Raw genomic sequence first — 2,270 nt, 5'->3', positions numbered from 1 at the left:
CCCGCATCCCGCCCTCGCGGAGGCCCGGGACACCCTCGGCGCCCACTACGCCGCCGAGCTCGGGGAACCCTTCGTCACCGCGGGCCTCTGCCTCTACCGGGACGGCCGGGACAGCGTCGCCTGGCACGGGGACCGGACCGGCCGCTCGGCCCACCACGACACGATGGTCGCCATCCTCTCCGTCGGCGACCCCCGCGACCTCGCCTTCCGCCCGCGGGCCGGCGGCCCCGCCCGCCTCCGCCTCCCGCTCGGCCACGGCGACCTCGTCGTGATGGGCGGCTCCTGCCAGCGCACCTGGGAACACGCCGTCCCGAAGACGAGCCGCGCCGTCGGGCCCCGCATCAGCGTCCAGTTCCGGCCCCGCGGAGTCCGCTGAGGCCTGAGGCTCCGGGGGGGCGAGGGGAATCGGCAGGAGTACGGAGTCGGGGGACTGCCCGCGTACGCCGCCTTGATCAGGCCTCGGCCCGGCGCCGGTGCTGGTGCAGGGCGACGGCGCACCAGACCGCGGCCGCGACCAGCGCGGCCGCCGCCATCGCGGCGACGAGCGGAGCCTCCGGACGCCGGCCGAGGGAGAGCCGGGTGCCCAGGTAGGTCAGCGCGACGGCGGTCCGGCCGGGCGCGTACACCGGGATCCGGGCGGCGGTGGCGCGCAGGACACCCGCCACCACGAGGCCGATCACGGCCCAGGCCGTCAGGTACGGCCAGAGCGACCCCGGGGCGGCGGGCGGGAGACCGTACTCCTCGGGGCCGATCCGGAAGAGGGAGGTGACCCAGCCCATCGCCACCCCGGCGGCGGCGACTCCCGCCGCCCACAGCGCGTGACGCCTGAACGGGCCCGGTCGGACGGACTCCTCGTCGTCGTCGAAGGACTCGGAACCGGCGGGGGCGTCGGGTGCGAAGGGATCGGTCACGGTCGGTAGGACGCCATGGGGCGGTACGGGGTTGCCCGTTGCCGCCACCAAGATCGTCCGAGGCTCAGCCGGCCCAGCGGCCCGTCAGGAACGTCAGGGCGAACAGCGTCGACAGGGGCGCCACGAGGCAGAAGTACGCGGTCCGGAAGCGCGGCGAGCGGAGGGTCCAGGCGGCGAGCACGATCCACAGGGGCCACCACAGCAGGGTCGCCCGGGGAAGGGACTGGTACCAGTACGACGTCCCCAGCGCCCACAGGCTGAGGCCGACGTAGACGGCCTCGGGCCAGCGGCGGCGGCGCACCAGGAGGGCCGCGAGCGCCAGTCCGACGACCATGGCGAGGAGTTCGGCCTGGAACATGAACGCGTAGCCGGTCGTCATGCCCCCGTCGAACGCGGACTCCCAGGTCGTGGCCCAGGTCTCCCACGGGGCGTGGAAGTGGCGGTACCAGCCCCGTTCCTGGGCGTGCTTCCACGCCATCCAGTCGCCGGTACGGGCCCGCAGGAACCAGGCGTAGAGGGCGACGGGCAGCGCGGGCAGGGCCAGCCAGGGCAGCGGGCGCCAGTCGGCGCGGCCACGGGCCGTCAGGACGAAGTGCAGGGCGAGGGCGGCCGCGAGGAACAGGCCGCTGACGCGGACGGTCGTCGCCAGGGCGGCGAGCGTGGCCGCGAGGGGCCAACTGCGGCGGTGCGCGGCGAGCCAGGCGGGCAGGGCGAGGGCGAGGAACAGCGCCTCGCTGTACCCGGCGGCGAGGAAGACCGCGCACGGCGATATCAGCAGGAGCTGCACCGTGCGCCGCCCGGCGCCCTCGTCGGGCAGGTGGAGACGGGCGACCCGGACCAGGGCCAGCACCGCCACCCCGCCCGCGACGAACGAGATCAGCAGCCCCGCCGCGGTCCACTGCGGCACGACGGTGTGGACGGCCCGCAGGACGAGGGGGAATCCCGGGAAGAAGGCCTCGCGGTCGTCCCACTCGGGATCCCACGGGCCCCTCTCCCCGGGGAAGTAGCCGTCACGCGCCACGTTCAGAAAGTGCCCCCAGTCCCAGCGTTCGAACGGGGCGAGGACCGGGCCCGGGTCATGGGCGCCGCCGTCGGCGGGGAAGAGCCATCGCGCGCCGTACGCGGTGATCCACAGGGCCACCCGGGTGAGCAGGTACAGCCACAGCACGTCCCGGTCCTCGGTGCCGAGCCGGTGCTCAGCCGCAGCGGTCGGGTCGCGGAGTACGCGGGGAGCCCGGCGGTCTCGGGGCCGTCGCCCAGGACTCCCTTGGGGTACACCGGGGTCAGCAGACTGGCGTAGGCCGTCAGGCGCATGCGGTACCGCACGACGGCCGCGGTGGCTCCGAAGACCGGTTCGGG

Annotated in this window: 3 protein-coding genes; 1 reads left to right on the top strand and 2 read right to left on the bottom strand. The window is 75.3% G+C overall.

From position 1 onward, the window contains the following. The coding region (locus EAO70_RS07365) for an alpha-ketoglutarate-dependent dioxygenase AlkB (RefSeq protein WP_148002214.1) at positions 1-376 on the top strand (376 nt) is incomplete at its 5' end. Positions 377-452: 76 nt separating this feature from the next. Here EAO70_RS07365 and EAO70_RS07360 read toward each other — a convergent pair. Continuing rightward, the gene (locus EAO70_RS07360) at positions 453-911 is read right to left on the bottom strand and encodes a hypothetical protein (protein ID WP_148002203.1); all 459 of its coding nucleotides are present in this window, start codon (positions 909-911) and stop codon (positions 453-455) included. A 64-nt stretch (positions 912-975) separates the two neighbouring features. Further along, complete coding sequence (locus EAO70_RS07355; protein ID WP_148002202.1) at positions 976-2,079, bottom strand: mannosyltransferase family protein; 1,104 nt, start codon at positions 2,077-2,079, stop codon at positions 976-978. Between the last annotated feature and the right edge of the window lie 191 nt (positions 2,080-2,270).

The organism is Streptomyces sp. adm13(2018), assembly GCF_008042145.1.
Taxonomy (GTDB): Bacteria; Actinomycetota; Actinomycetes; order Streptomycetales; family Streptomycetaceae; genus Streptomyces.
Note: the sequence above shows the minus strand (reverse complement) of the source record. Positions and strands in the feature narration are given on the sequence as shown.